This window comes from Rhizobium sp. 21-4511-3d, assembly GCF_053522545.1.
Map to the genome: position 1 here is coordinate 375,735 of NZ_JBNWCF010000003.1, position 25,512 is coordinate 401,246.

Sequence of the window (25,512 nt, forward strand, 5' to 3'; positions counted from 1 at the left end):
CCGCCCCTGATTTCTAGCTTGAAAGCCGATCAGCCGTGCAGATACGGCCAGACTTCGAGCGCGCCGCGATACATCATGTCGAGCGCGACGTAGAGGATGATCGCCAGGCCGACATAGGCGATCCAGCGATGCTTGGTGAGCAGGCGCGCGATGAAGTTTGCGGCGATACCCATCATGGCGATCGACAGAGCCAGGCCGGCAACGAGCACGGTCGGGTGCTCGCGGGCAGCACCGGCAACCGCGAGAACGTTGTCGAGCGACATCGACACGTCGGCGATGACGATCTGGCTGGCGGCCTGCCAGAAGGTTTTTCGCGGCTTGCCCGCGGCGCCGTCGAGCGCTTCCTCGCCTTCCGCACCATGCTGGGCGCGCAGCTCGCGCCACATCTTCCAGCAGACCCAGAGAAGCAGCAGGCCACCGGCGAGCAGCAGGCCGACGATGGCGAGCAGCTGGACAGTGATCGACGCGAAGATGATGCGCAGAACGGTGGCGGCCAGAATACCGACCAGAATGGCCTTCTTGCGCTGATCGGCCGGAAGGCCAGCGGCGGCAAGGCCGATGACGACGGCATTATCGCCGGCAAGCACGAGATCGATCGCGATGACCTGCAAAAGCGCAGTCAGCCCCGCGGCAGTAAAGATTTCCATGAAACGTCCCCCGATGTTCGGAAGCCGGACTAGAGCCCGCAAAACGTTACGTCAACCGGCAATCACCCCGGTCCACGCAAATGTCCCGGATGTGTGTCCTGGCAGTCCCACGCCGGAAACGCGCGGGGAGACCATCGCCTAATGTTTGAGCTTGATGATCAGTTCGCGATACTCATCGGCGATCGCGATGGCTGCCTTCGCAACAACAGGACTGATCGATTTATGGTCAATTGCGATGCGGCAGGTCTCGAAGACGCCGCGCAGTTCATGCTCGATATCCGAGAGCTGCGGATACTTCTGCACGAGAAGATGCGGCAGCATGCGCGCCTTGTTCTTCATCGGATTGGAATTGTTGGAGAAAATCAGGTTTTCCGCGATCACTTCCCGGATCGCATCTTCAAGACGCCACGTTGCACCGATCATATCCGTGACTGACACCATGCTACCCCTCTTCTACCGGCGGGCATATTCCGCCTGAATAATATGAAGCAAGGCTTGTGCCAGATTGGCGAAGCTGCCGGGCAGGGTACCGCCCGGCAGCTCATCATTCAAAAGCTCAGGGTTTCTTCTTCTTGGCTTCGTCGTCCATCAGCTCGTACCACATGGCGTTGAGAACGGCGAAGGCGGCTGCGAGCGGCAGGCCGAGGATCCATGCGAAATACCACATCGTCTTGCTCCTTTAATAGGCGTGGCCGCTTTTGTCGGTAATGGCCTTCTCGTCCACCTTGCCCCACAGAACCTTGTAGACCCAGGCGGTGTAGAGAAAGATCAGCGGCAGGAAGATCGCCGAGACGACGAGCATGATGAACAGCGTCATATGGCTCGACGAGGCATCCCAGACCGTGAGACTCGCCCGCGGATCGAGCGACGACGGCAGGATGAACGGGAACATCGAAACGCCGACCGTCGAGATGATGCCGAAGATCGACAGCTTGCTGAACAGCAGCGTGGTCACTTCCAGCCGTGCCCGCATGCTGAGCAGCGCCAGCGCCGCTCCGGCAAAGCCGCAGGCCGGTGCGATCAGCAGCCACGGATAGGTGCCGTAATTGGCAAACCAGGTGCCGGCATGTTCCGCCGTCTTGAACAGCGGATTGGACGGACCGACCGTGTTGATCTCGCTGGTGATGCGGTAGCCGTCGACGCCGGCCGCAAGGAAGATGCCGCCGAGCGCAAAGAGCAGGATAGCGGCAAAGGCGGCAAGGCTGCCATAGTGCCGGGCGCGTTCGGCAACCGGGCCTTCGGTCTTCAGGATCAGCCAGGCCGCGCCATGCATGACCAGCATAGCGACGGACAGCAGTCCGCAGAGCAAGGCATAGGGGTTGAGGAGGCCGAAGAAGGTGCCTTCGTAGAAGATCCGCATATCGTCGGCGAAGCGGAAGGGCACGCCCTGCAGAACGTTGCCGACGGCGACGCCGAAGATCAGCGAGGGCACGAAGCCGCCGACGAAGAGTGCCCAGTCCCAGTTGTTGCGCCAGCGCGGGCTTTCCCGCTTGGAGCGGTACTTGAAGCCGACGGGACGCAGGATGAGCGCAAACAGCGTCGCGAACATCGCCAGGTAGAAGCCCGAGAACGAGACCGCGTAGAGCGGCGGCCAGGCGGCGAAAATGGCGCCGCCGCCGAGGATCAGCCAGACCTGATTGCCTTCCCAGGTAGCGCCGACGCTGTTGATGGCGACGCGCCGCTCGGTATCGGTTTTCGCAACGAAGGGCAGGAGAGTGCCGACGCCGAGATCGAAGCCGCCGGTGGTGGCGAAAGCGATCAGCAGGACGCCGAGCAGCACCCACCAGATGACGCGCAGCGTGTCGTAGTCAAGAAGTTCGTGAAGGATCATGACAATCACTCCGCAGCAGGAACGAGGGTTTCGGAGATCAGCTCGGCTTCCGGCTCGTCATCGGGCTCGGGGCCTTTCTTGATCGCCTTGATCATCAGGCTCATCTCGATGATGATCAGCGTCGTATAAAGCGCCGCAAAGCCGATGATCGTCAGCAGCACGGTGCTGGCGCCGAGGCTGGAGACGGCCGCTGCCGTCGGCAGCACGCCTTCGATCACCCAGGGCTGGCGCCCGAATTCGGCAACGATCCAGCCGACCTCGATCGCCACCCACGGCAGCGGGATCGCGAAGACGGCGACCCTGAGCAGCAGCGGATACTTGTCGAGATGGCGGCGCGCCGACAACCAGAAGAAGGTTGCCGTCATCACGATGAAGAACATGCCGAGGCCGACCATGATGCGGAACGACCAGAACAGCGTCGGCACATGCGGAATGGTGTCATGCGCCGCCTGGACGATCTGCGCGTCGGTTGCCTGGCGCGGATCGTCGACATAGCGCTTCAGAAGCAGCGCATAGCCGAGATCGTGGCCGAGGTCCTCGAACGTGGCCTGGACATCTGCGGGAACCTGATCCGGTGGGCGGACAGCCCGGATCTTCGTCAGTGCATCATAGGCCTTGATGCCGTCGCGGATGCGGACTTCGGCTTCCTTCTCCAGCTTGTCGATGCCGGGGATTTCGGTCGTCAGCGAGCGCGTGCCGATCAGGCCCATCGCCCAGGGGATATGGACGGCGAAATGCGTTTCGCGGGCTTCCTGATCCGGGAAGCCGAAAGCGGTGAACGGGGCGGGCGCCGGTTCCGTCTTCCACATCGCTTCGATCGCGGCGAGCTTCATCTTCTGGTTTTCAGTGGCGAGATAGCCGCTTTCGTCACCGAGGACGACGACCGAGAGCGACGACGCGAGGCCGAAGGAAGCGGCGACTGTCATCGAGCGCTTGGCGATCTCGATATGACGGCCCTTCAGCAGGTACCAGGCCGAGACGCCGAGAACGAAGATCGAGGCGCAGACATAGCCGGCCGAAACCGTATGGACGAACTTGGCCTGGGCGACGGGATTGAAGACGACGTCGAAGAAGCTGGCGATCTCCATGCGCATCGTCTGCGGATTGAGCGCCGAGCCGACCGGGTTCTGCATCCAGCCATTGGCGATCAGGATCCAGAGTGCCGAAAAATTCGAGCCTAGTGCCACCGCCCAGGTGGCGGCCAGATGCCCGACCTTGGAGAGCTTGTCCCAGCCAAAGAAGAACAGGCCGACGAAGGTTGCCTCCAGGAAGAAGGCCATCAGCCCTTCGATAGCGAGCGGCGCACCGAAGATATCGCCGACATAATAGCTGTAATAGCTCCAGTTCATGCCGAACTGGAATTCCATGACGATACCGGTGGCGACGCCGAGCACGAAATTGATGCCGAACAGCGTGCCCCAGAATTTCGTCATCTGCCGCCAGATCTGGCGGCCGGTCATGACATAGGTCGTTTCCATGATGGCGAGCAGCACGGAAAGGCCAAGCGTCAGCGGTACGAAAAGAAAGTGATAAAGCGCGGTCAGCGCAAATTGAAAGCGCGATAGCGCGACTATGTCGAGTTCCATTGTCTTTCTCCCACGGTCCCACGGGATATCAAGAAGTCCACCGGCGCCGGCTGGCGTCTGAGGTCGTTAAAATTCAGTCCGGCCGGAGCCGGTCGAGTGCCCTTTCGAACGCCGCTTCTCCGCGGCGCGCGAGTTCTGTGATGCGCCCGTCCTCGATCACGGCGATCAGATCGGCGATCGCCGCCTCACGGCGGATGTGGCTGGCGATGACCACGGCGCGGCCGTCTGCCCGTTCGGCAAGGCGGTCCATGACGTCGCGGGCAGTATCGCCATCCAGACCCTCCGTCGGCTCATCGAGCAGCCAGAGGGATGCGTTGCGGAGAAAGAGCCGCGCAAGCGCCAGGCGGCGCGATTGCCCGCCCGACAGGCCAAGCCCGCCTTCTCCGAGTTTGGTGTCGAGCCCCTTCGGCAGGGCGTCGATTGCAGTGAGCAGTCCCGCAGCATCGAGTGCGTCGCGCAGGCGCTCCTCGCTCGCTGCGGGGTCGGCGATCAGGAGGTTGCCGCGGATGCTGTCGGCAAAGAGTTCGGTGCGCTGCGTCAGCAGCGTCGAATCGGTAATCGCGGCAGTTCCGCTCTGCGGCCGCAACTCGCCTGCGAGCAGTGCCAGGAATGAAGACTTTCCGGCCCCGCTGGCACCGACTAGAGCGAGTTTTTCATTGGCTTTTATGGTAAGCGATAACTTACTTATGGCGAGCCTCTCGGCACCGTCGTGAGCGGCTGCAACATCCGTCAGCGCAAGGGCGATGCCGGGCGCTGGTGCGACGTGTTCACTCGCCCGGTCCGGAGCCGTCAGACGGCTTCCGACGTGGCGCGCCGCAATCAGCGTGCGCCCAAGCTCGATGGCGCCGCGGCGCAGCGCGGCAAAGGGCTCGATGGCAGCGAAGGCGACCAGCATGCCGAGCGCTGCGACCGGCGCCCCGATGGCGCCTGCGCCCGCCAGCGCGGCGACCGCGAGCAGTGATCCCCCGAGAAGCAGCGAGGAGGTCAGGCCGAAACCGAGCGCGACACCGGTTTCGATGCGGTTCAGACGATCGTCGGCTGCCGATGTATAGGTGTCGGCGGTGGCGACTGCGGCGCATTGGGCATCCAGGCGCCCGGCCATCAGCAAGTCTGTCTGGCCGGCGACGAGATCGATGACGCGGCCGCGCACCGCCTCGAGGCCATGCATGCGGCGGCGTGCGGATTTTGCAGCGGCGTAGCCGGCGGCATAGGGGATGCCGAGACCGGCAAGCAGCAGGAGCAGCCCGGTCGAGGCGCCGAGCAGCGGATGGATCAGGCCGAGCGCCACGCTTGCGGCGATCGCGGCGCAGATCGCGACGGCGGCGGGAACGAGGACGCGCAGATAGAGCCCGTCCAGCGCATCGATATCGGCGGTCAGCCGGAACAGAAGCCTTGAAGGGCGTGCCGCGAGATGGCGCGCCGCGCCGCCCTTCGCCCAGCCGCGAAACAGGCGTTCGCGCAGAGCGGCAAGCACCGACAGAGTCGCGTCATGCGTCGTCATCCGCTCGCCGTAACGCGAGAAGGTGCGCCCGATCGCCAGCAGGCGGATACCGGCCGACGGTGCGAAAACGTCGAAGGTGACGGCGGTGGCGACGGACAGGCCGGCAATCGAGGCGGCGGTGATGAACCAGCCGGAAACGCCGAGAAGCGCGATACCGGCCAGAACCGTCAGCGCCGACATTAGTGCGCCGATCAGCAGGCCACGGCGCCGTTCAGCAAGAAACACGGCGATGACGGGTTTGAGGTCGCTGAGACGCGTGCTCATTCCGCAGCCTCCCGAAGATTTTCCGCGCCGATGGCGATCACCCGCTGCATGCGGGCGGCAAGCCGTGGATCGTGGGTGGCGACGACAAGCGTCTTGCCCTTGGCGAGATGGATCAGGCTGTCGGTGATACCGGCCGCCGTGGCGGCATCTAGGTGCGCAGTCGGCTCATCGGCAAGGATGATGCGGATATCGGGATTGCAGGCCGCGCGGGCGATCGCGAGCCGCAGCGCTTCCCCACCCGAAAGCCCAAGCCCGCCTTCGCCGAGCGGGCGCTTGCCATATGCGGCGGCGACCTGCTCGAGCTTGGCGGCATGGAGCGCGTCATTGGCCTTGGTAGCTGCGCGGCCGAGCGTGATGTTGCCCGCGAGCGAACCGGCGAAGATATGCGGCTTCTGGCCGATCCAGGCGATATGGCGGCGCCAGTCCCCGGCCTCGCCGAGCGGCAGACCGCCGATGCGGACTGTACCTTCCGAGACCGGAGCAAGCCCGGCGATCAGCGCAAGCAAAGTCGATTTGCCGCTGCCGCTGGCGCCGAGCAGCGCGACATGCTCGCCCTGGATGATGCGACAGCTGAACGTGCCGATCGCCAGCGCCTTGTCGGCGGCATAGCGGAAACCGGCATCGTCAAGTTCGATATCGAAACGCGCCGCCTGTTGGCCGTCTGCTTCCTTGACGATATCCAGGCCACCGGTTGCAATTCCATCCAGCGCGAGGAGCGCCGCTTCGCCGCTGGCGCGATCGTGCCAGACAGACGAGAGGTCCCGCAGCGGCTCGAAAAAGGCCGGAGCAAGCAAAAGCAGGAAGAGGCCGTTCGTCAGGTCAAGGCCGCCGGTCCAGGCGCCGAAAGTGATTTCGCCGAGCAGGCTGAAGCCGACATAGACGGCGAGCAGGGCCACACCGAGTGCTGCAAAGAGCTCAAGCACGGCGGAGGAGAGGAAGGCGATCCTGAGGACTGCCATCGTCCGGTTCTTCAGGTCGTCGGCATCGGCGCGCAGGCGCGTTGCCGTCTGATCGACGGCACCGAGCGCGCGGATCGTCGTCAACCCGCGCAAACGGTCGAGCAGGAAGCCGTTCAGCCCGCCGGTCGCGGCCAGCTGCTTTTCGCTGGCGGCCTGGGCACGCCAGCCGATCAGCGCCATGAAGACCGGGATCAGCGGCATGGCGATTAGCAGGATCAGCGCAGCAATCCAGGAGATCGGAAAGATGCAGACAAGCATCACCAGAGGCACAGCTGTCGCCTTGAAGCGGGCGGGCTGGAACCGGGCGATATAGGGCACGATCAGTTCGGCCTGTTCGCCGATGACGCTCGCCGCTTCGCCGGAGGCCGGCCGCGAGGGATCGACAGGCGAGCGGCGCGCAAGGGCCCCGACGGCGGCCGCGCGGCGTTTGCTGAGTTCGGCGCGTGCCGCCTTGAAAGCCAGGCGGCCACCTGCCGCCTCGAGACAGCTCTTGGCAATGCCGAGGATGACGATGAAGATTGCAGGCCAGAGAACAGCGTCGAGCCCGCCGCCATTGGCGATACGGCCGACGGAAAGAGCGATGAGGGCGGCCTGCGGAATGAACAGCAGGGCGCCCGCGGTCTGCAGCAGCGCGGCAGCCTTGGATCCTGGCCTGTTTTTGGCAACGCGGCTTCTGCGACGGCCGCGCCCTTGCGCGCCCGGTTCTGGCTCGTCATTCGCGTCTAAGAAAGCACTCCCCATAGCGCTAACTCTTGTTCGCAGGACGGCGGCCGCGGCCGAGCGAAATCACCCGGTCCTTGGCTTCCAGAAGCTTAGTAACTTTTGCCCCCAGAGATAGTAATGTTGCGAGACGTTCGGTTTCAAGTTGTTTTACGTCTTCATACCAATGCGTCAGCTGTTCGATTAGCCCGTGCATCTCGCCCATGCGCTGCTGTGCATATTGCTCATGCTCGCTTGCAGGCTTCTGCATCAGGATTTCCCGCAGCACCGAAAGGGTCGGATCGACCTCACGCTTCTTCCGCTCCTCGGCGAGCGTGCGCAGGATCAGCCAGACGTCGTCGGGCGTCGAAAAGAAGTCGCGACGGTCGTCGGGCTTGTGTTTCATCAGCACGAGGTTCCAGGCCTGCAGCTCGCGCAGGCTCATCGATACGTTCGAGCGCGAGATGCTGAGCGCATCGACGATCTCCTCGGCACAAAGCGGCTCCGGCGAGACATAGAGCAGGGCGTAGATCTGCCCGACGGTGCGGTTGATGCCCCAGCGGGAGCCCATTTCACCGAAATGCAGGACGAAGGATTGGACGAGCGGCGGAAGGTTCATGACGGTTGTTTCCGTAATGTCTGTGATTTCAGAAATTTCTGAAATCACTATATTCTCGTTTTCGCGCTGCACAATCGGCGATCGCCGTCTGCGGCAATTTGGTCAGTACCCATGAGCTCGGTGCGACCCACCCAAACAATCGTTTAGGCGCAGCAATGATGTCTCGCTCTGTTGCAGAGGAGCCCCGCCATCATTAAGACGGTGAGGGGTTTCACATCTGGATATTCTCACATGTTCGATATTCTCTGGCGCGGCATCGTGATCGGCATCGGCGCGACTGTTCTCATGGACATCTGGGCGATCGTTCTCAATCGCTTTTTCGGGCAGGCACCGGCCAACTGGGCGCCGGTCGGGCGCTGGTTCTATCATCTGAAGAACGGCAAGGTTTTCCACGACAGCATCGGCAATGCCGCACCTTACGAGCATGAACTGGCGCTCGGCTGGATCAGCCATTACGTCACCGGCATCGTCTATGGCCTGGCGCTGGCAATCATCATGGGGCAGCCTTGGCTGGCGGCGCCGACCTTCATTCCGGCATGGATTCTCGGTATCGTCACCGTCGGTGCCGGCTGGTTCCTGCTGCAGCCGGGCCTCGGCATCGGCTGGGCGGCGTCGAAGACGGCGAACCCGAACAAGGTGCGCGCCATGAACCTGATTGCCCATACGGTGTTTGCGCTCGGGCTTTACGGAACGGCGCTGCTGATCCGCTGAGGCGGGAGACCGCAATGAGAGAGATCTTCGTCATCGGCATCGGGACCGGCAATCCCGATCATGTCACCATTCAGGCGATCAACGCCATGAAGGGAGCGGACTGCGTCTTCATCCCCACCAAGGGAGCGAAGAAGGAGGAGCTCGCGACCGTGCGCCGCGAGATCTGCGAGCGCTACCTCGACACTGGTAAGACGAAGACGATCGAATTCGCCGTTCCCCAGCGCGAGATCGAGGGCCGGAGCTATACCGGCAGCGTCGACGAGTGGCACGCGGCAATCGCCGCGACCTATGCCGGGCTGATCGCCGGATTGAAGCCGGATGAAAAGGCCGCGTTCCTCGTGTGGGGCGATCCCAGCCTTTATGACAGCACGCTGCGGATTCTCGAGCGCATCCGCGACAAGGTCGAGTTTTCGGTATCAGTCATTCCCGGGATTACCAGTATCCAGGCTTTGGCGGCGAGCCACCGGATTCCGGTCAATCTCGTCGGCAAGCCGGTGGAGATCACCACCGGGCGGCGGCTCGCAGAGACGGGTCTGCAGGCCGACAGCACCGTCGTCATGCTCGATGGTATCCAGGCATTCTCGAAGATCGACAATCCCGATGCCGAGATCTTCTGGGGCGCCTATCTTGGTACCGAAGACGAGATCACCCATTCCGGCCGTCTCGGCGATGTCGCCGATGAGATCGTGAAGATGCGGGCTGAAGCCCGCGAGCGGCATGGCTGGATCATGGATATCTACCTGCTGCGCAAGGGCCGCGATTTCGAGGAATAGCCGCCTTTGCCGAGCGTGCCGTCATCCTGTAAGGACAGGGCATGAAAGGTTCAGCCATGGCCGCGGCCACTGACAGACAGATCGAGACGGGCGATTACTGCGTACCGGGCCTGCGCCGCGGCGCCTGCCCGACGCTTGCCGCACCGATGCCGACAGGCGACGGATTGCTGGTGCGCTTGCGCCCGGCCGGTGGCGCGCTGACTGTGGGGCAGATGCGGGCGCTCGCCGTCTCGGCGGCGGCGCATGGAAACGGCATCCTCGAGATCACGGCGCGCGGCAATCTGCAGGTCCGTGGCTTGCGGGCAGAGAGCGTCGAGGCCCTGGCTGCCGATATCGATGCCGCCGGCATTATCGTCCCGGCCAATCCGGCCATCGAGCTCTCGCCGCTGCATGGTCTCGATCCGGCCGAGGTGGCGGATCCATCCGCTTTCGAGCAGATGTTGCGCGAGCGCCTGCACGAGAAGCTCGCCTCGCCGCTGCTGGCGCCGAAGCTCGCGATCCTCGTCGATGGCCGCGGGCATTTTTGCCTTGATGAGATGAGCGCCGATATCCGCATGGTGGCGGTCGATGATGCGCGCTGGATGGTAGCGATCGCAGGGACGGCGAAAACCGCGCATCCGCTTTTCTGCGGCGATGCCGGAGAGGCCGTTGCCGCCGTTGGCCGAATTCTCGATCTGCTGATTGCCATAGGCAAGCACAGCCGGGCGAGGGAGCTTGATGATCAGGCACTGGCAGCCGCATTCGTGCAGCCACTTGGCCCCCTCTCGCTTTCCGTCTCCGCAACGCCGCAACCCGGGACAGTAATGCTTTCCGGGCAGCATGCCGCGCTCGGTCTCCGCCCGCAATTCGGCCAGATGCAGTCGAGCGAGCTGATCGCGTTTCTTGCCAATCTCGATGCGTCAGCGGAGATCCGGCTTGCGCCCGATCGCCAGTTTCTGATCACTGGCCTTTCCCGCGCGGAGGCGGAACGCCTGACGATGATCGCCGGCGGCCACGGCCTGAGCGCCGATCCGCAGGACCCCGCAGCCAATATCGCCGCCTGTGCCGGTGCCGGTTTCTGCATGTCGGGCTTCTATGAAACACGGCGGCTCGCCGCCCGGATTATCGAGCATGCGCCTGAATTGCTGGACGGCTCGCTGACCGTCCATCTCTCCGGTTGCGCTAAGGGCTGCGCCCATCCGTCACCAGCGTTGGCGCTCGTGGGATCAGCCGATGGCTATGGATTTTCGCTCGATGGCAAGGCCGGTGATGCGCCCGACGCAACGATTGCTGGCGGCGGGATCGAATCCGCTATAGAGAAGCTCGCCCAGCTTGCCGGACCGCAGCGTCAGGCTGGTGAATCGGCGGCCGCCTGTCTGAAACGGTTTGGCGCCGCAACGATCGCGAAAGCGCTGCGACGGGACTAGGGATGCCAGACTACGATTACATCCGCGAAGGCGACGCCATCTACGTGCGCTCCTTTGCGATCATCCGCAGCGAAGCCGATCTTTCGCGCTTCTCTCCTGAAGAGGCCGATGTCGCCGTGCGCATGATCCATGCCTGCGGCCTTGTCGAGGCTGCTGCCCATTTCGAATTCGCTCCCGGTGTCGTCACGGCGGCGCGCGAGGCGCTGAAATCAGGCGCGCCTGTTTTCTGCGATGCCGAGATGGTCTCGCATGGCATCACCCGCGCCCGGCTTCCGGCCGGAAATGACGTGATCTGTACGCTGCGTGATCCGCGCACGCCCGAGCTTGCCAGGGCAAAGGGCAATACACGGTCTGCGGCGGCAATCGAGCTCTGGCGCGAGCGGCTGGCCGGCAGCGTCGTGGCTATCGGCAATGCGCCGACCGCTCTTTTCTATCTGCTCGAATTGCTGCGCGATGGTGGGCCGAAGCCTGCGGCGATCCTCGGCATGCCCGTCGGCTTCGTCGGCGCGGCGGAATCCAAGGATGCCCTGGCGGAAAATTCCTACGGCGTTCCCTATGCCATCGTCCGCGGCCGCCTCGGCGGCAGCGCGATGACGGCGGCCGCGGTCAATGCACTTGCGAGGCCGGGTCTATGAGCACGCAAGGCCGTCTGATCGGCGTCGGCACCGGGCCGGGTGATCCTGAGCTTCTGACTATCAAGGCAGCGAAGGCGATCGAGAGCGCCGATGTCATCGCCTTCTTCGCCAAGCAGGGGCGGAGCGGCAATGGCCGCGCCATCGTCCAGCATCTGATCTCTGAGCGCGCCGAGCTGCTGCCGCTCTATTATCCGGTGACGACGGAGATCGATAAGGGCGAAATGGCCTATCAGAGCCAGATCACCGGTTTCTACGATGCGTCGGCCGCTGCCGTTGCTGCGCATCTCGACGCCGGAAAGACGGTCGCGATCCTCAGCGAGGGCGATCCGATGTTCTATGGTTCCTACATGCATCTGCATGTCCGCCTGGCACATCGCTATCCGACCGAAGTCATCCCCGGCATCAGCGCCATGTCCGGCTGCTGGTCGGTCGCCGGCATGCCGATCGTCCAGGGGGACGACGTGCTCTCCGTGCTGCCGGGCACGATGGCGGAGGCCGAGCTGACGCGCAGACTGGCGGATACCCAGGCGGCGGTGATCATGAAAGTCGGCCGCAATCTGCCGAAGATCCGCCGGGCGCTGGAGAGCGCCGGGCGTCTGAAAGAAGCCGTCTATGTCGAGCGCGGCACGATGGCGAATGCGGCGATGATCAAGCTCGCCGAGCGGCCGGATGGCGATGCGCCTTATTTCTCGCTGGTGCTCGTTCCCGGCTGGGAGACGAGCCGATGAGCGGCACGCTCTATGTCATCGGCACCGGCCCGGGCAATCCCGACCAGATGACGCCGGAAGCGGCGCGCGCCGTTTCCGCATCGACCGACTTTTTCGGCTACGGCCCCTATCTCGACCGGATCGATTTCCAGCCACATCAGAGCCGTCATGCCTCCGATAATCGCGAGGAACTCGACCGTGCCAATGCGGCGCTGAAGATGGCTGCCGAAGGACGCACCGTCTGCGTCGTCTCCGGCGGCGATCCCGGCGTCTTTGCCATGGCGGCGGCGATCTGCGAGGCTATCGACAAGGGACCTGCCGAATGGCGCGGTGTCGATCTCGTCGTGCTGCCCGGCATCACGGCCATGCTCGCGGTTGCGGCGCGCACCGGCGCGCCGCTGGGCCACGATTTCTGTGCCATTTCGCTGTCGGACAATCTGAAGCCCTGGGATGTGATCGAGAAGCGGCTGACGCTTGCGGCGCAGGCGGGTTTCGTCATCGCACTCTATAATCCGATCAGCAAGGCGCGCCCCTGGCAGCTCGGTCGTGCCTTCGAGCTTTTGCGCAGCGAATTGCCGGGCGCGACGCCCGTCATCTTCGGCCGTGCCGCGGGACGCCCGGATGAGCGCATTACGGTTCAGCCGCTGGAGACGGCCGATGCCGCCGTTGCGGATATGGCGACCTGTGTCATCATCGGCTCGCCGGAAACCCGCATCGTGGCGCGGGATGGCAAGCCCGATCTGATCTATACGCCGCGTTTCATCGCCGGAGGGACGAGGTGATCGATCGCCGCCAGCGCGTCCTCGACAGTTTCGACCGTTCTCATGGCAGGCCCCACGGCGCGGCCGACCATGAAAACCTCGATGCCGAGCATGCGCGCCGCTTCGATCTTTGCATAGGTGGCGCTGCCGCCACTGTTCTTGGCGATCACGGCGTCGATGCGATGGTCCCGCAGGAGCGCCAGTTCGGCATCCAGCGCGAAGGGGCCGCGGTCGAGAATGAAGACGGCGTGATTGAGCTTCAAGGGCGGCGTGACGGGATCGACGCTGCGGACCAGATAGAAATGCTGCGGAGCCGCCTCTGCCGCATGCGCCTCCTGCCGGCCGGTCGCCAGGAAGACGCGGCGCGGCGCAGCTCCAAGTGCCTCTATCGCTTCGGGAATGGTCGCGGCATGCGTCCAGCGGTCGCCGTGTTCCTCGCTCCAGAGCGGGCGGCGCAGGGCGATGGACCGAATGCCGGTCATTCCGGCAGCCTCGGCGGCATTCGCGGAAATTCTGGCGGCAAAGGGATGCGTGGCATCGACGAGCAGGTCAAATTCGCCTTCGCGAAGGAAACGCGAAAGTCCTTCGGCGCCGCCAAAACCACCAATCCTCACGGAAACCGGCTGTTCGGACGGTTTTTCGGTGCGTCCGGCGAGAGACAGCAGAGTATCGACGTCGGAACGCTTCTGCAGCGCGGCCGCCAGCAGGCGCGCCTCGCTTGTGCCGCCCAGTATCAGAACGCGGAATTCTGCCATGTCTGATCTGCCGTCCCGATCCGAAAAACCCTGGCTGACCATTATCGGCATCGGTGAAGATGGTCCAGACGGTCTCGGCGAAGAGGCGCGGCGGCTGATTGCTTCGGCCCCGGTCGTGTTCGGCGGCGCCCGGCATCATGCGCTGCTCGATCGTCTCATTTCTGGCGAGCGGCGGATATGGCAAAGCCCGTTCGAGACGTCGGTGGACGATATCGTTTCCCGCCGCGGCACGCCTGTCGTGGTTCTCGCCTCCGGCGATCCCTTCCTCTATGGCGTCGGCGCGACGCTTTCGCGGCGGATCGCGGCGGACGAGATGTGCACGATTCCGGCCCCTTCGGCCTTCAGCCTCGCCGCCTCGCGCCTCGGCTGGCCGCTGCAGGATGTTGCGACGGTATCGCTGCATGGGCGTCCCATCGAACTGATCATGCCGCATCTGCATGATGGGCGGCGCATCATTGCGCTGACATCGGATGAGAAGGGACCGGCGGAAATCGCCAGGCTGCTGACCAATTACGGTTTCGGCCGTTCGCGTCTGACAGTGCTGGAAGCGCTGGGCGGTGATCGCGAGACGGTTCGTTCGGCGCTTGCGGCGGAGTTCGCGCTCGGCGCTATCGATCCGCTCAATGTCTGCGCCGTCGAAGTCGTGGCTGACGAAAAGGCCCGCATCCTGCCCTTCACCAATGGCCTGGACGACGGGTTCTTCGAACATGACGGGCAGATCACCAAGCGCGAGATCCGCGCTCTGACGCTGTCGGCGCTGTCGCCGCGCTACGGCGAACTGCTGTGGGATATCGGCGCAGGTTCGGGCTCCATCGGCATCGAATGGATGCTCTGCGATCCCTCGCTGAAGGCGATCGCCATCGAGCAATCGCCGGAGCGCGCCGCGCGCATCGCCCGCAATGCAACGGCTCTCGGTGTGCCAAGCCTCGCGCTGGTCGAAGGCACCGCGCCCTCGGCGCTTCGCGATCTCGCGCAGCCGGACGCGATCTTCATCGGCGGTGGTGGCAGCGAGCCCGGCGTACTCGAGGCGGCTATCGCCGCGCTCAAGCCGGGCGGGCGTCTCGTCGCCAACGCCGTGACGCTGGAAATGGAAGTGCTGCTGCTTTCCGAATATGCAAGGCGCGGCGGAACGCTGACGCGCCTCGAAGTTTCCCGTGCCGCCCCCGTCGGCACGATGAGCGGCTGGCGCCCGGCAATGCCGGTGACGCAATGGCGCTGGATCAAGGACCTGACATGACCGTACATTTCATCGGCGCTGGCCCGGGCGCTGCCGACCTTATCACTGTTCGCGGCCGCGATCTGATCGCGAAATGCCCGGTCTGCCTCTATGCCGGCTCGATCGTTTCGCCGGAGCTCTTGCAATATTGCCCGCCGGGCGCGCTCATCGTCGATACGGCGCCGATGTCGCTCGACGAGATCGAGGCCGAGTATCTGAAGGCCGCCAATGCCGGTCAGGATGTTGCGCGGCTGCATTCCGGCGATCTTTCGGTGTGGAGCGCCGTGGCCGAGCAGATCCGCCGCCTCGAAAAGCACGGCATCGATTTCACGATGACCCCCGGCGTTCCGGCCTTTGCAGCCGCCGCCTCGGCGCTCGGTCGCGAGCTGACGATCCCGGCCGTGGCGCAGAGCCTGGTGCTGACCCGCGTTTCCGGCCGGGCATCGCCGATGCCGAATGCAGAGACGCTGGAGAAATTCGGCGCGACCGGCTCGACGCTCGCCATTCATCTGGCGATCCATGCGCTCGGCCAGGTGGTCAGCGAGCTGACGCCGCTTTACGGCGCGGATTGTCCTGTGGCCATCGTCGTCAAGGCCTCGTGGCCGGATGAGCGGATTGTCCGCGGCACGCTCGGCGATATCGAGGCGAAGGTTGCCGCAGAACCGATCGAACGGACCGCGATCATCTTCGTCGGTCCGTCCCTTGCTGCCAGCGATTTCCGCGAAAGCTCGCTTTACGATCCTGCCTATCAGCGCCGCTTCCGCGGCCGCGAATAGCTCAGATCGCCGAAGAGAGATAATCCATGCTCTGGCGCAGCGCCGCTGCCGGATCTTTCAGCGCATGGACGTCGGCCGAGAACGGCTCGAAGGAGGCGGGCCCCTTGTAGCCCGCCTGCAGCAGCGCGCGCACTTGGCCGGCATTGTCGAGCCGGTCGGCTGACGTGACGAGAACGCGGTGCGGGTCGCGCATGTCCGAGACGGAAACGTCCTTGTCATCGACGCCGGAAATGTGGATCAAGCCGGTCATATCAGGGAAGATCGCGGCCTCGCCGGCGAGATGGTGGTGGAACGTGTCGTGGACGAGCTTGAACGTGCCTTCAGCGCCGAGTTCACGGATCGCATCGGCCGCTTCCGTCTTTGAGCTCAGCGAGCAGATTTCGAAGCCGAGCGGCTCGACCAGACCGGTGATGCCGGCAGCATCGAGCATCGGCTTCAGGGCGGTCAGCGACTGACGCAGATTGGCTTGGCGCGCGCCGTCTTCACGGCCGGTGCCGTCGTTCTTCGGAACCAGCACCAGCGCCTTGGCGCCGCAGGCGGCTGCATAGTTGATCAATTCCCCGGCTTCGGCGGCGCGGGTCTCGTTCCACTCGTTGAAACGCTGCAGGGCGTTGATCGAGATAATCGTCACGCCATGGCGCTCGGCGGCCGCCTTGATCTCCGCCGGCTTGGTGCCGTCGAGGATCGCGTTGCCGCTGAGGTCGTTGCGGATTTCGACGGAGTCGATGCCGAGCGACTTTGCGAGCGCGAAGAAGCTGTCAATCTTCAGTGCGGGCGCTGCCATGTGGTTCAGCGCGTAGCGAACAGATGCCATTTCAAAAGTCCTCCCAAGGGCGCTCCGGTCCTGGAGCGCAAATCTAGCCCGGGGAATCTCTATCCGAAAATTGCAAAGGCGCCAGCAGGCAGACGCCTGTCCATCCTATCATCCGTGACAGATTTTTGTGATGAATGATGGAAATCCATCATTCTAGATATTCTCCGGAATATAGATTTCGAACGGCAGGAAGGTCTGGCCGGGAACTGCCGCCTCACCGTTGCCGATGGCGGCGATCATCTGGGCGACCAGCTCGCGGCAGATCGCCGGCAGCGGTGTGCTGAGTGCCATGGTCACCGTTCCGTCCATCAGCGCGGCCTTGCTCTCCGGCACCAGCTCATTGACGATCAGGGCGACCTCGCCGGTGCGTTTTTCCTCCTGGATCGCAGCGATCGCCCCTTCCATGCCGCCACCGCAGACATAGAGGCCGACGAGGTCAGGGTGCTTCTGCAGCAGCGTCGACGTCGCCTCATGGGTGATCTCCACGGTGTCGAGATTGATGAGCGTTTCCAGCACATCGAAATCGGGCGCTTCCTCGCGGAAATAGGAGCGGAAGCCGACTTCGCGCAGCTCATGCCCATGGAAGCGATGGCTGCCGACGAAACAGGCGACCTTGCCGGGCTTGCGGGCCGTGCGGGCGATCGTCCAGGCCGCAGAACGGCCGACCTTGCGGTTATCGAGGCCGATATAGCCGGCGCGCGTCCCCTCGGCGAAATCCGACAGCACGGAAAAGACCGGGATGCCCTTGTGTTTCAGCTCTTCCACGGCTGCGGTGACGGCCGGATAATCCGGGGCCACCATGGCCACCGCCTGGTTGCGGGCCGTCAGCGTCCGGAGCTTCTCGGTAATGGCGGCAGGCGTTGAGGCCGCCGGATAATCGATCTGAATCTGCAGCCGCGCCGTGGTGCAGGCCGCCGCCGCAATCTCGATTTCGCGGCTAAAGGCCTGGTAGAAGGATTGCATCGGCTTCTGCAGCAGGAAGGCCAGCTGATAGCGCGGCAGATCCTCGAAGACGCGCTGCCGGATCAGGCCGACAGCGTGGTAGCCGATCGATTGCGCCGCGTCATAGACACGCCGCGCCGTTTCCTCGCGCACCTTATGGCGCCCGTTGAGCACGCGGTCGACAGTCGCCACACTGACGCCGGACGCATGGGCAAGGTCTGATATCGTCGGTCGGCGCATGACGGTTCCTGATGTAATCCATCACAGATGAAAGCCATGTGTGATGGTTTTTGATAGAATATATCAAGACTGCATTGAGCCCTGGGCAAAGTCAACTTAACCTTCATGTCAGCCAGGGATTGGCGGGAGGCAAAGATGACCGAGACGATGAAACGCGACTACAGCCTGCTGGGGGAGAGCAGCCGCCGGGCGGTTGAGACCGGGCTTGCGGCAGCGCAATGGTATCACACCGACGTAGCGCGCAAGGAGATGAAGGCGCTGATGCAGCGCTCGGATGCGCCTGCGATCCGCGACACGATCATCTGGCTCGGCAGCATGCTGGTTTTCGCCGGTCTCGGTATCTATCTCTGGGGTTCGTGGATCTGCGTCCCGTTCTTCCTCGCCTATGGCGTTCTCTACGGCTCGGCTTCCGACAGTCGCTGGCATGAATGCGGCCACGGCACCGCCTTCAAGACGCGCTGGATGAACGATGCCGTTTATCAGATCGCCTGCTTCATGATCATGCGCAATCCGGTAACCTGGCGCTGGAGCCATACGCGCCATCACACAGACACCGTCATCGTCGGCCGCGATCCGGAAATTGCCGTCATGCGCCCGCCGGATCTCTTCCGGCTGATCCTGAATTTCTTCGGCATCCTCGATGCCGGCTATGCTGTGATCGACATGCTGCGCAACGCCTCCGGCGTCGTCAGCGAGGCGGAAAAGACCTTCATTCCCGAGATGGAGCAGCCAAAGACGATCCGCGTCGCCCGTATCTGGCTGGCGATCTATGTCGCGACCATCGCGCTCTCCATTTATATGGGCTCGTTCCTGCCGCTGATGTTGATCGGCCTGCCGCGTCTCTACGGCGCCTGGCACCATGTTCTGACCGGCCTGTTGCAGCATGGCGGCCTCGCCGACAATGTCATCGACCACCGGCTGAACAGCCGCACGGTCTACATGAACCCGATCAGCCGCTTCATCTACTGGAACATGAACTACCACGTCGAGCATCACATGTTCCCGATGGTGCCTTACCATGCGCTGCCGCAGCTGCATGCGATGATCAAGCACGACCTTCCGGCGCCGAACCCGTCGATGTGGTCGGGCTACAAGGAAATGATCCCGGCTTTTCTTCGCCAGCTGCGAAACGAGGACTATTTCCTGAAGCGCGAACTGCCGCAGACGGCGCGGCCGTATCGCGAGGAGTTCCACGCCGAGCTCGCCCCGGCGGCTCAGTAAGACAACGATAATTCTGGGAGGAAGATATGAGCGGAAACTGGATCGAAGTCTGCGCCAAGGATGATATCGACGAAGAGGATGTCATGCGCTTTGACCATGACGGCAAGACTTTCGCCGTCTATCGCAGCCCCGACGATGAATTCTTCGCAACCGACGGGCTCTGCACCCACGAGCGCATCCATCTCGCCGATGGCCTGGTGATGGACGACATCATCGAATGTCCGAAACATAACGGCCGCTTCAACTACAAGACCGGCGAGGCCAAGGGCGCACCCGTCTGCGTCAACCTGAAGACCTATCCGGTCAAGGTCGAAGGCGGCTCTGTCTTCATCTCCATCTGAGGAGGCTTCCATGTCTCACTTCGTCATTATCGGGGCCGGCGAATGCGGCGCCCGGGCCGCCTTTGCTTTGCGTGAAAAGGGCTTTGAAGGCGAGATCACCCTTGTCGGCACCGAGACGCTGTTGCCTTACGAGCGCCCGCCTTTGTCGAAGGCGAGCATCAGCGAAGCCCTCGAGCCGAAGCTGATTGCCGCCTCCGAGCGCTATGCGGAAGTTGGCATCCGCCTGCTGACGGGCGTATCGGCCAAGAGCCTCGATGCGGAAGCCAAGCGCGTCGTTCTCTCCGATGGCTCCGTCCTCTCCTATGACAAGCTGTTGCTTGCAACGGGCGCCAGCCCGCGTGCCTTTCCGGGTGCACCGGCCGTCAGCGCCCGGATCCGGGCATTGCGCACCCATCACGACGCCGTTTCGCTCCGCGATGTCATGAAACCCGGCAGGCACATCGCCATTATCGGCGGTGGCTTTATCGGCCTCGAGGTTGCCGCCACCGCGATCAAGCTCGGCGCCCGCGTCACCCTCGTCGAGGGGCTGGAACGCGTCCTGAAACGCGGCGTGCCGGAGGAGATCGCGCTAGCGCTTTCCGAGCGTCATCGCGGCGAAGGCATCGATCTGCGCTGCGGCGCCGCCATCGAGGCCGTCGGCGAAGAGACCGGCCACGCCTTCATCAAGATTGGCGGCGAGAGGCTGGAGGCCGATCTTATCCTGGTCGGAATTGGCGCGCAGCCGAATGTGGAATTGGCGCAAGCCGCAGGCCTGGCGATCGAGAACGGCATCGCCGTCGACGGGCATTTGCAGACCTCATCGCCGGACGTTTATGCCGCTGGCGACTGCTGCTCTTTTCCTCTTGAAATTTACGGCGGTAAACGCGTACGGCTTGAGTCGTGGCGCAATGCGCAGGAGCAGGGCAACCTCGCCGCAGCCAATATGATGGGCGCGAACGAGGCTGTTTGGGCCGTCCCGTGGTTCTGGTCGGATCAATATGACCTGACGCTGCAGATCGCCGGACTTGCCGATGGCGCCGTCACGCATCTGCGGCGCGACCTCGGCGATGGCGCCTTCATCCTCTTCCATCTAGATGGCGAGGGACGGTTGCTGGCCGCAAGCGGCATCGGCACCGGCAATGCCGTCGCCCGCGATATCCGCCTTGCGGAAATGCTGATCGCCGCGCGTGCCCATCCCGATCCGGCGGCCTTGACCGCCAGCAATGTCAAACTGAAGTCGCTGCTCGCGGCCTGAACGGAGAACAAGATGAAGAAGCACAGCCGGCCGACCGTTGCGGACCTCCTGTCAATGAAAGGTAAGCGACAGCTTACGATGCTGCGCGTCACCACGCTTGAGGAGGCGGAAGCCGCGGAGAAGGCGAAGATCGACATGGTCTCCGTTCCCCCGGCGCTGCTCGGCCCGGTCTTCCGCGAGGCGGCGCCGAGCCCGTTTGCCGTTCCCGGCCTCGAATATGGCGATTATGTCAGCGCCGAGGAATATCTGCGCGAAGCCTTCAAGGCGCTAAAAGCCGGCGGTGACGCCGTCTATTGCGCCGCGGGCCTCTCGACCATCCGGCGCATGCGCGAAGAGGGCATTCCCGTCTGCGGTCATGTCGGCCTCATCCCTTCCAAGGCGACCTGGACCGGCGGCTTCCGCGCTGTCGGCAAGACAGCGGCCAGCGCCTTCGAGATCTGGCGGCAGACCAAGGCACTGGAAGAGGCAGGCGCCTTCGCAGCCGAGATCGAGGTCGTGCCCGGCGAAGTCGCCGCAGCGATCAGCCAGAACACCTCGATGCTGATGATCTCGATGGGCGCCGGTACCGGCTGCGATGCGCAATATCTCTTCGCCGACGACGTGCTCGGCGCCAATCGCGATCACTACCCGCGCCACGCCAAGGTCTACCGCAACTTCGCCGCCGAATATGACCGCCTGCAGCGCGAACGGATCGCCGCCTTCACCGAATTCGCTGACGACGTGAAGAACGGCGCCTATCCGGAAAAGCGGCATCTCGTCGCCGTTGACGAGGAACAGCTGAAGCTTTTCCTGCAGCGACTGCGCAGCGAACTCGATCAGGCGTAAGGCTATCCGCCATGGGCGAACTGGGCCACGAGTTCGTGGCTGTCGCCCGGGTAGGTGAGCTTCACGTGGGTGACATGCACATCGCCGCTCTGCGTCTTGCGCTCGATCACCAGGCAGGCGCTGCCCGGCGGGATCGCCAATGCCGCGGCAATGTCGGCCTTCGCAGGCTCGGCGCGGATGCGGTGTTCAGCTGAACTCCACGGCACCTTGCCGAGCAGCCAGGTGCCGGGAGGGCTGTCTTCGAACGGTTCGCTTGCTGCCTCGGGAACGGCGGCGAGATTGATCAGGCGCTGTTCATGACAGAAGGGGCGGTCGCCGGCGAAGTGGTCGCAGACGATGTCGAGCACCGATGTCCCTGCCTCGAGGTCGAGGCGCGTGCTGTCCTCGCGCTTCACGCGACGGACCTTCAGGCTGGCGATCGTGTAGTGGTAGGGAAGGCCGAGGGCCTGCACCTCGCGCCTGAGATCGTGAATTTCCATGACCGCCGACTGCGCATGCGGGAAGCGGACATAGGTGCCGGCCTTGCGCCGCCGCTCGATCAGCCCGCGCTTGACGAGATCGGTCAGCGCCTTGTTCACCGTCATGCGCGAGCAGCCATATTGCACGGTCAGCTCATGTTCGAACGGAATGCGATGGCCGGGCGGCCATTCTCCGGAAAGAATGCTGCGCTCGACGTCGTTCTGGATGCGAAGGTGAAGCGGCATGTCCCCCATGGCCTGCTTCCCTATCCGTGCGCTGCCGCCGCGATCGCCTCGCTGCGGATTTCTTCGGTGAGCTTCAGGCGCAGTGCCGAAAATTCCGGGCTGGCCTTGACCGTGTAATGCCGGGGATGCGGCAGATCGACCGGCGTGATCGACTTGATACGCCCGGGCCGTGCCGTCATCGTCACTACGCGCGAGGCCATGAACACGGCCTCCTCGATATCATGGGTGACGAAGATGACGGTCTTCTGCTCACGTTCCCAGATGCCGAGCAGCAGTTCCTGCATCAGGCCGCGGGTCTGGTTGTCCAGCGCGCCGAAGGGTTCGTCGAGCAGCAGGATCTTCGGATTGTTGGCGAGCGCGCGGGCAATCGCCGTGCGCTGCTGCATGCCGCCGGAAAGCTGCTTCGGCCAGTGATTTTCGAAACCGCGCAAGCCGACCTTGTCGATATAGCTGGCGACGATCTCGTTCTTTTCCTTCTCCGGTACACCCTTCTCGCGCAGGCCGAAGGCGACGTTGTCGCGGATCGTCAGCCAAGGGAAGAGCGTATAGGACTGGAAGACCATGCCGCGGTCGGCACCTGGGCCGGTGACCGCCTTGCCTTCGAGCGTCACGGTCCCCGTCGTCGGCTTGTCGAGACCGGCGATGATGCGTAGCAGCGTCGACTTCCCGCAGCCCGAGGGTCCGAGGATGGTCACGAAGTCGTTGCGGGGAATATCGAGATCCGTCGGCTGCAGCGCCAGCGTCGGCTGACCGCCGTGAACACCCGGAAAGGTGCGGCTGACGCCCTTGATGACGAGTTCGCTCATGCGAGCCTCCAGGCAAAGAGCCGGCGATTGGCCCACTTGAAGGCGAAATCCGAGACGAGGCCGATCAGGCCGATGACGATGATGCCGAAGATGATCTGGCCGGTGGCGAGCAGCGCCTGGCTGTTGATGATCATATAGCCGATGCCCGAGGACGCGCCGATCAGCTCGGCGACGATGACATAGGTCCAGGCCCAGCCGAGAACGAGGCGCAGCGTCTCGGCGATATCGGGCGCGCTAGCGGGAATGAGGACGCGGCGGACAACGCCGCTGTCTCCGGCGCCCAGCGTATAGGCGGCCTCGACCAGATCGCGGCGCGTGTTGGATACCGAGACGGCGACCATCAGCACGATCTGGAAGACGGCGCCGATGAAGATCACCAGCAGCTTCTGAGTCTCGCCGATGCCGGCCCAGAGGATCAAGAGCGGCACGAAGGCGGAGGCAGGCAGATAGCGGGCGAAGGAGACGAAGGGTTCGAGCAGGGCCTCGACCGGCTTGTAGGCGCCCATCAGGATGCCGAGCGGAACGGCAACCAGCGCCGACAGGATGAAGCCGCCGACGACGCGCCAGATGGTCATGCCGATGTCGAAGAGGAAACCCTGATTGACGAGAAGGTCGTAGCCGTCCTGCACCATGGTGATCGGATCGGCGAGGAAGGTCTTGGAAACGAAGCCGCCGAGCGTCGCATAGCCCCAGCCCGCAAAGAAAATCACGAAAAACAGCAGGCCGTAGAGCAGTCTGCTGCGGGCTCCGATGGGTTGTAGTGGATGCATGCCGCGCCTTCTCGATGGTCTCGGAAGCGCGCAGGTTTCGCCCGCGCGCTCCCGTGGCGTTCAGGGATTACTTGATGAAGGACGGATCGGCGAGCGTCGTCAGATCAGGCTTCTTCTTGATCACGCCTGCCTGCAGCAACAGGTCGGCGGCTTCCTCGTTGAAGCTCTTGAAGGTGGTCTCGAAGAATTTCTGGGCGGCGGCCTTGTCCTGCCATTCCAGATAGGCGGCGGATTCGCCGAATTCCTTGCCGGACTGCTTCACGTCCTTGCCCATGATCTCGAAGGACTTGTCCTTGTCGGTCTTGATCATCTCCAGCGCGTCGTAATAGCTGGCAGCCAGCGCTTTGGCGGCTTCCGGATTGTCCTTCAGGAAGGCGGTCGTGCAGCCGAACGTGTCCATGACTGCCGGATAATCGAGCGTCGTGGCGATGATCTTGCCCTTGTCAGGCGCGGCGCGGACGCTGGAGAGGTAGGGTTCGTAGGTCACGGCAGCGTCGTTCTGGCCGGCGAGCAGCGCCTGCGCCGCCGGACCCGGCTCCATGTTGACGACCTTCACGTCCTTCATCGTCATGCCGTTCTTGGCGAGGATGAAGGCGAGCAGGAAGTAGGGCGAGGTGCCGGGCGCCGAAGCGGCAACCGATTTGCCCTTGAGATCGGTGATCTTTTCGATGCCGGGCTTGGCGGCAATGCCGTCGGCGCCGTGGGAAACATCGAGCTGGAAGATCTGCGTCGTGGCAACGCCGGCGGCATTCCAGACGATCCAGGTCTCGACGGTGGTCGCCGCACACTGGATGTCGCCGGATGCCAGCGCCAGATGGCGGCTCGCCTGCGGAACCTTGACGATCGACACGTCGAGGCCGTGCTTTTTGAAGATGCCGGCTTCCTTGGCGAGCGTCAACGGTGCGAAGCCGGTCCAGCCGGAGATGCCGATCGAAACCTTGGTTTCGGCTGCATGAGCCGCGCTACCGGCGAGAAGCGCGGCAAGAGCCGCAGCAATAACAGATGCTTTTTTCATGTCTGACGTTCCCTGCTCTTTGTTTAGGCATGCGTTCGGTGTGCCTGTTTATTGGCATATTAGGCACGCCAATTTTGTCTTGTCTATACAAAAGTAGAGGGAATTTCAGAGTGGCGTCACAGCGCGTGGATGTGGATCAGATAGGCGGTTCCCGCCCCCTGGAGTTTCAGCGCGGAAGGCGAATCCAGCTGCAATAACAGCCCATCGTCGTGATCGAGGTCGATCTGCGCGCCATCATGTGTGCAGCTGACGGCTCCATCACGGCAGACCAGCAGAACTGTCCCGGCCTGGACAGTTTCCTCAAGCATGCCATCGACAGCAAGGCGCTCGACAGTGTGCTCAAGGCGTCCGCGCCGGGTCATGACGTTGAGATCGGTGATTGTTCCGTCCGAGAGCGTCGCCATGACAGGCACATCGGCCGGGAAGGCGAGCGGCGTGCTTATCTTGGTCAGACGCACCGGCTCACGGCAGTCGATGGCGAGCGCTATGCCGTCGCCGGAAAGGACCGACAACGTCCGGTCGATGCCTTCGAAGATCGAGAACGGCCCGTCGGTTGCGACAGTTGCCATGCTAACCCGCCAGTCGAAATCGCCAAGCGCTGCGTTATCGGGAAAGACAGCGATCTCGACGGTCTCCCCGCCGCCATTCTTCCACGGCATGCGGCGGTGATTAGCGGCTTTCAGATGGGTGATGCTGGACATGCCGGGCTCCGGATTGAAAATTGCGGGCAAGTGGACTAAGTTTAGTGGACTAA

Annotated in this window: 28 protein-coding genes; 12 read left to right on the plus strand and 16 right to left on the minus strand. The window is 63.4% G+C overall.

Annotation, left to right across the window (positions count from 1 at the left end; all coding sequences use genetic code 11):
• Window positions 1-29: 29 nt before the first annotated feature.
• From ACQZ5H_RS10140 to ACQZ5H_RS10175, 8 genes are all read right to left on the minus strand, one after another.
• On the minus strand, window positions 30-647 hold the full coding sequence (locus tag ACQZ5H_RS10140) for a TerC family protein (RefSeq protein ID WP_449097563.1): 618 nt from the start codon (window positions 645-647) through the stop codon (window positions 30-32).
• A 138-nt stretch (window positions 648-785) separates the two neighbouring features.
• Window positions 786-1,088, minus strand: a complete 303-nt coding sequence (locus ACQZ5H_RS10145; RefSeq protein ID WP_130280201.1) for a hypothetical protein — start codon at window positions 1,086-1,088, stop codon at window positions 786-788.
• Window positions 1,089-1,203: 115 nt separating this feature from the next.
• Entirely contained in the window at window positions 1,204-1,314 is a 111-nt protein-coding gene (gene cydX / locus ACQZ5H_RS10150) for a cytochrome bd-I oxidase subunit CydX (protein WP_130280199.1), read from the minus strand.
• A 12-nt stretch (window positions 1,315-1,326) separates the two neighbouring features.
• Window positions 1,327-2,478, minus strand: a complete 1,152-nt coding sequence (cydB, locus tag ACQZ5H_RS10155) for a cytochrome d ubiquinol oxidase subunit II (protein ID WP_449097564.1) — start codon at window positions 2,476-2,478, stop codon at window positions 1,327-1,329.
• Between the two features lie 5 nt (window positions 2,479-2,483).
• On the minus strand, window positions 2,484-4,064 hold the full coding sequence (locus ACQZ5H_RS10160; protein ID WP_449097565.1) for a cytochrome ubiquinol oxidase subunit I: 1,581 nt from the start codon (window positions 4,062-4,064) through the stop codon (window positions 2,484-2,486).
• Window positions 4,065-4,137: 73 nt separating this feature from the next.
• Window positions 4,138-5,829: an amino acid ABC transporter ATP-binding/permease protein gene (locus ACQZ5H_RS10165; protein WP_449097566.1), complete on the minus strand. Its 1,692-nt coding sequence runs from the start codon at window positions 5,827-5,829 to the stop codon at window positions 4,138-4,140.
• Complete coding sequence (gene cydD, locus ACQZ5H_RS10170) at window positions 5,826-7,529, minus strand: thiol reductant ABC exporter subunit CydD (RefSeq protein WP_449097567.1); 1,704 nt, start codon at window positions 7,527-7,529, stop codon at window positions 5,826-5,828. The genes ACQZ5H_RS10165 and cydD overlap by 4 nt, the downstream gene beginning before the upstream one ends.
• Before the next feature lie 4 nt (window positions 7,530-7,533).
• Window positions 7,534-8,106, minus strand: a complete 573-nt coding sequence (locus tag ACQZ5H_RS10175) for a GbsR/MarR family transcriptional regulator (RefSeq protein WP_112712593.1) — start codon at window positions 8,104-8,106, stop codon at window positions 7,534-7,536.
• 231 nt (window positions 8,107-8,337) lie between these two features.
• Here ACQZ5H_RS10175 and ACQZ5H_RS10180 point away from each other — a divergent pair, with 231 nt between their 5' ends.
• From ACQZ5H_RS10180 to ACQZ5H_RS10205, 6 genes are read left to right on the plus strand one after another with little or no spacing between them, the layout of a single operon-like run.
• The gene (locus ACQZ5H_RS10180) at window positions 8,338-8,817 is read left to right on the plus strand and encodes a DUF2938 domain-containing protein (RefSeq protein WP_449097568.1); all 480 of its coding nucleotides are present in this window, start codon (window positions 8,338-8,340) and stop codon (window positions 8,815-8,817) included.
• A 14-nt stretch (window positions 8,818-8,831) separates the two neighbouring features.
• On the plus strand, window positions 8,832-9,590 hold the full coding sequence (gene cobF, locus ACQZ5H_RS10185) for a precorrin-6A synthase (deacetylating) (protein ID WP_449097569.1): 759 nt from the start codon (window positions 8,832-8,834) through the stop codon (window positions 9,588-9,590).
• A gap of 41 nt (window positions 9,591-9,631) precedes the next feature.
• On the plus strand, window positions 9,632-10,996 hold the full coding sequence (gene cobG, locus ACQZ5H_RS10190) for a precorrin-3B synthase (RefSeq protein ID WP_449097570.1): 1,365 nt from the start codon (window positions 9,632-9,634) through the stop codon (window positions 10,994-10,996).
• A gap of 2 nt (window positions 10,997-10,998) precedes the next feature.
• Window positions 10,999-11,631: a precorrin-8X methylmutase gene (locus ACQZ5H_RS10195; protein WP_449097571.1), complete on the plus strand. Its 633-nt coding sequence runs from the start codon at window positions 10,999-11,001 to the stop codon at window positions 11,629-11,631.
• Entirely contained in the window at window positions 11,628-12,359 is a 732-nt protein-coding gene (locus tag ACQZ5H_RS10200; RefSeq protein ID WP_449097572.1) for a precorrin-2 C(20)-methyltransferase, read from the plus strand. Before ACQZ5H_RS10195 ends, ACQZ5H_RS10200 begins: the two co-directional genes overlap by 4 nt.
• Complete coding sequence (locus ACQZ5H_RS10205) at window positions 12,356-13,120, plus strand: precorrin-3B C(17)-methyltransferase (RefSeq protein WP_449097573.1); 765 nt, start codon at window positions 12,356-12,358, stop codon at window positions 13,118-13,120. The genes ACQZ5H_RS10200 and ACQZ5H_RS10205 overlap by 4 nt, the downstream gene beginning before the upstream one ends.
• Here the strand turns inward: ACQZ5H_RS10205 and ACQZ5H_RS10210 are convergent.
• Window positions 13,084-13,854 (minus strand): cobalt-precorrin-6A reductase, encoded by a 771-nt coding sequence (locus ACQZ5H_RS10210; RefSeq protein WP_449097574.1) that lies wholly within the window; start codon window positions 13,852-13,854, stop codon window positions 13,084-13,086. The genes ACQZ5H_RS10205 and ACQZ5H_RS10210 overlap by 37 nt on opposite strands.
• Here ACQZ5H_RS10210 and cbiE point away from each other — a divergent pair.
• Together cbiE and cobM are read left to right on the plus strand one after the other, a co-directional pair.
• Window positions 13,853-15,091, plus strand: coding sequence for a precorrin-6y C5,15-methyltransferase (decarboxylating) subunit CbiE (cbiE, locus tag ACQZ5H_RS10215; protein WP_449097575.1), 1,239 nt, complete (start codon window positions 13,853-13,855; stop codon window positions 15,089-15,091). The two genes, ACQZ5H_RS10210 and cbiE, sit on opposite strands and share 2 nt — an antisense overlap.
• A complete protein-coding gene (cobM, locus tag ACQZ5H_RS10220) occupies window positions 15,088-15,846 on the plus strand; it encodes a precorrin-4 C(11)-methyltransferase (RefSeq protein ID WP_449097576.1) in 759 nt (252 codons plus the stop codon). The genes cbiE and cobM overlap by 4 nt, the downstream gene beginning before the upstream one ends.
• A gap of 1 nt (window position 15,847) precedes the next feature.
• On the opposite strand, the gene ACQZ5H_RS10225 is transcribed toward cobM, so the two are convergent.
• Both ACQZ5H_RS10225 and ACQZ5H_RS10230 read right to left on the minus strand, forming a co-directional pair.
• A complete protein-coding gene (locus tag ACQZ5H_RS10225) occupies window positions 15,848-16,660 on the minus strand; it encodes a TIM barrel protein (RefSeq protein ID WP_449097577.1) in 813 nt (270 codons plus the stop codon).
• A 153-nt stretch (window positions 16,661-16,813) separates the two neighbouring features.
• Window positions 16,814-17,842, minus strand: coding sequence for a LacI family DNA-binding transcriptional regulator (locus tag ACQZ5H_RS10230; protein WP_203430161.1), 1,029 nt, complete (start codon window positions 17,840-17,842; stop codon window positions 16,814-16,816).
• Between the two features lie 135 nt (window positions 17,843-17,977).
• On the opposite strand from ACQZ5H_RS10230, the gene ACQZ5H_RS10235 reads away from it, so the two are divergent.
• Genes ACQZ5H_RS10235 through ACQZ5H_RS10250 form a run of 4 tightly spaced genes read left to right on the plus strand, consistent with a single transcriptional unit; the run spans window position 17,978 to window position 21,463 of the window.
• Window positions 17,978-19,063, plus strand: coding sequence for a fatty acid desaturase family protein (locus ACQZ5H_RS10235; protein ID WP_449097578.1), 1,086 nt, complete (start codon window positions 17,978-17,980; stop codon window positions 19,061-19,063).
• A gap of 26 nt (window positions 19,064-19,089) precedes the next feature.
• A complete protein-coding gene (locus tag ACQZ5H_RS10240; RefSeq protein WP_112712568.1) occupies window positions 19,090-19,404 on the plus strand; it encodes a MocE family 2Fe-2S type ferredoxin in 315 nt (104 codons plus the stop codon).
• A gap of 10 nt (window positions 19,405-19,414) precedes the next feature.
• Window positions 19,415-20,638, plus strand: coding sequence for an NAD(P)/FAD-dependent oxidoreductase (locus ACQZ5H_RS10245; RefSeq protein WP_449097579.1), 1,224 nt, complete (start codon window positions 19,415-19,417; stop codon window positions 20,636-20,638).
• Between the two features lie 12 nt (window positions 20,639-20,650).
• Window positions 20,651-21,463, plus strand: a complete 813-nt coding sequence (locus ACQZ5H_RS10250) for a 3-methyl-2-oxobutanoate hydroxymethyltransferase (RefSeq protein WP_449097580.1) — start codon at window positions 20,651-20,653, stop codon at window positions 21,461-21,463.
• A gap of 2 nt (window positions 21,464-21,465) precedes the next feature.
• On the opposite strand, the gene hutC is transcribed toward ACQZ5H_RS10250, so the two are convergent.
• From hutC to ACQZ5H_RS10275, 5 genes are all read right to left on the minus strand, one after another.
• Complete coding sequence (gene hutC / locus ACQZ5H_RS10255; protein ID WP_449097581.1) at window positions 21,466-22,167, minus strand: histidine utilization repressor; 702 nt, start codon at window positions 22,165-22,167, stop codon at window positions 21,466-21,468.
• A 20-nt stretch (window positions 22,168-22,187) separates the two neighbouring features.
• A complete protein-coding gene (locus tag ACQZ5H_RS10260) occupies window positions 22,188-22,973 on the minus strand; it encodes an ABC transporter ATP-binding protein (RefSeq protein ID WP_199625513.1) in 786 nt (261 codons plus the stop codon).
• Window positions 22,970-23,743, minus strand: a complete 774-nt coding sequence (locus ACQZ5H_RS10265; protein ID WP_449097582.1) for an ABC transporter permease — start codon at window positions 23,741-23,743, stop codon at window positions 22,970-22,972. The genes ACQZ5H_RS10260 and ACQZ5H_RS10265 overlap by 4 nt, the downstream gene beginning before the upstream one ends.
• A 67-nt stretch (window positions 23,744-23,810) precedes the next feature.
• The gene (locus tag ACQZ5H_RS10270; RefSeq protein WP_449097583.1) at window positions 23,811-24,758 is read right to left on the minus strand and encodes an ABC transporter substrate-binding protein; all 948 of its coding nucleotides are present in this window, start codon (window positions 24,756-24,758) and stop codon (window positions 23,811-23,813) included.
• A gap of 116 nt (window positions 24,759-24,874) precedes the next feature.
• Window positions 24,875-25,459 (minus strand): HutD/Ves family protein, encoded by a 585-nt coding sequence (locus tag ACQZ5H_RS10275; protein WP_449097584.1) that lies wholly within the window; start codon window positions 25,457-25,459, stop codon window positions 24,875-24,877.
• Window positions 25,460-25,512 lie beyond the last annotated feature (53 nt).

Coding starts and splice junctions, on each gene's coding strand:
- ACQZ5H_RS10140 (WP_449097563.1), bottom strand. CDS start 647: ATGGAAATCTTTACTGCCGCGGGGCTGACTGCGCTTTTGCAGGTCATC.
- ACQZ5H_RS10145 (WP_130280201.1), bottom strand. CDS start 1,088: ATGGTGTCAGTCACGGATATGATCGGTGCAACGTGGCGTCTTGAAGAT.
- cydX (WP_130280199.1), bottom strand. CDS start 1,314: ATGTGGTATTTCGCATGGATCCTCGGCCTGCCGCTCGCAGCCGCCTTC.
- cydB (WP_449097564.1), bottom strand. CDS start 2,478: ATGATCCTTCACGAACTTCTTGACTACGACACGCTGCGCGTCATCTGG.
- ACQZ5H_RS10160 (WP_449097565.1), bottom strand. CDS start 4,064: ATGGAACTCGACATAGTCGCGCTATCGCGCTTTCAATTTGCGCTGACC.
- ACQZ5H_RS10165 (WP_449097566.1), bottom strand. CDS start 5,829: ATGAGCACGCGTCTCAGCGACCTCAAACCCGTCATCGCCGTGTTTCTT.
- cydD (WP_449097567.1), bottom strand. CDS start 7,529: ATGGGGAGTGCTTTCTTAGACGCGAATGACGAGCCAGAACCGGGCGCG.
- ACQZ5H_RS10175 (WP_112712593.1), bottom strand. CDS start 8,106: ATGAACCTTCCGCCGCTCGTCCAATCCTTCGTCCTGCATTTCGGTGAA.
- ACQZ5H_RS10180 (WP_449097568.1), top strand. CDS start 8,338: ATGTTCGATATTCTCTGGCGCGGCATCGTGATCGGCATCGGCGCGACT.
- cobF (WP_449097569.1), top strand. CDS start 8,832: ATGAGAGAGATCTTCGTCATCGGCATCGGGACCGGCAATCCCGATCAT.
- cobG (WP_449097570.1), top strand. CDS start 9,632: ATGAAAGGTTCAGCCATGGCCGCGGCCACTGACAGACAGATCGAGACG.
- ACQZ5H_RS10195 (WP_449097571.1), top strand. CDS start 10,999: ATGCCAGACTACGATTACATCCGCGAAGGCGACGCCATCTACGTGCGC.
- ACQZ5H_RS10200 (WP_449097572.1), top strand. CDS start 11,628: ATGAGCACGCAAGGCCGTCTGATCGGCGTCGGCACCGGGCCGGGTGAT.
- ACQZ5H_RS10205 (WP_449097573.1), top strand. CDS start 12,356: ATGAGCGGCACGCTCTATGTCATCGGCACCGGCCCGGGCAATCCCGAC.
- cbiE (WP_449097575.1), top strand. CDS start 13,853: ATGTCTGATCTGCCGTCCCGATCCGAAAAACCCTGGCTGACCATTATC.
- ACQZ5H_RS10210 (WP_449097574.1), bottom strand. CDS start 13,854: ATGGCAGAATTCCGCGTTCTGATACTGGGCGGCACAAGCGAGGCGCGC.
- cobM (WP_449097576.1), top strand. CDS start 15,088: ATGACCGTACATTTCATCGGCGCTGGCCCGGGCGCTGCCGACCTTATC.
- ACQZ5H_RS10225 (WP_449097577.1), bottom strand. CDS start 16,660: ATGGCATCTGTTCGCTACGCGCTGAACCACATGGCAGCGCCCGCACTG.
- ACQZ5H_RS10230 (WP_203430161.1), bottom strand. CDS start 17,842: ATGCGCCGACCGACGATATCAGACCTTGCCCATGCGTCCGGCGTCAGT.
- ACQZ5H_RS10235 (WP_449097578.1), top strand. CDS start 17,978: ATGACCGAGACGATGAAACGCGACTACAGCCTGCTGGGGGAGAGCAGC.
- ACQZ5H_RS10240 (WP_112712568.1), top strand. CDS start 19,090: ATGAGCGGAAACTGGATCGAAGTCTGCGCCAAGGATGATATCGACGAA.
- ACQZ5H_RS10245 (WP_449097579.1), top strand. CDS start 19,415: ATGTCTCACTTCGTCATTATCGGGGCCGGCGAATGCGGCGCCCGGGCC.
- ACQZ5H_RS10250 (WP_449097580.1), top strand. CDS start 20,651: ATGAAGAAGCACAGCCGGCCGACCGTTGCGGACCTCCTGTCAATGAAA.
- hutC (WP_449097581.1), bottom strand. CDS start 22,167: ATGCCGCTTCACCTTCGCATCCAGAACGACGTCGAGCGCAGCATTCTT.
- ACQZ5H_RS10260 (WP_199625513.1), bottom strand. CDS start 22,973: ATGAGCGAACTCGTCATCAAGGGCGTCAGCCGCACCTTTCCGGGTGTT.
- ACQZ5H_RS10265 (WP_449097582.1), bottom strand. CDS start 23,743: ATGCATCCACTACAACCCATCGGAGCCCGCAGCAGACTGCTCTACGGC.
- ACQZ5H_RS10270 (WP_449097583.1), bottom strand. CDS start 24,758: ATGAAAAAAGCATCTGTTATTGCTGCGGCTCTTGCCGCGCTTCTCGCC.
- ACQZ5H_RS10275 (WP_449097584.1), bottom strand. CDS start 25,459: ATGTCCAGCATCACCCATCTGAAAGCCGCTAATCACCGCCGCATGCCG.